This is a genomic window from Corynebacterium sp. MSK122 (genome assembly GCF_030229435.2).
Taxonomy (GTDB): Bacteria; Actinomycetota; Actinomycetes; order Mycobacteriales; family Mycobacteriaceae; genus Corynebacterium; species Corynebacterium marquesiae.
Genome location: NZ_JASPHV020000109.1, coordinates 1 through 237, shown reverse-complemented (window position 1 = coordinate 237; position 237 = coordinate 1). Strand labels below are relative to the sequence as shown.

Here is a 237-nt window from a genome sequence, read left to right as displayed (position 1 = left end):
AGGCGGTCCATCAGATCATCGAAATGGTCCGCCTGGAGTCTTGCTCACTGCAACGCGCCTACACGGAGGTCGGTGAGCTGCTTGGAGTATCTCACCACACGTTGCGGGCTTGGTACCGTGACAGCGCCTCAGTACGCGATAATTCTGACGCTTCAGGCGGCGAAACAATGGAAGAAGAACTCAGGCGTCTGCGCCGCGAAAACCGCGAACTGAAACGAGCAAACGGGATTCTTAAAA

At 55.7% G+C, this 237-nt stretch carries 1 protein-coding gene; it reads left to right on the top strand.

Annotated elements, in window-relative coordinates:
* A partial coding sequence (locus QP934_RS11655; RefSeq protein WP_419127608.1) for a transposase occupies positions 1 to 237 on the top strand: 237 nt, incomplete at both ends.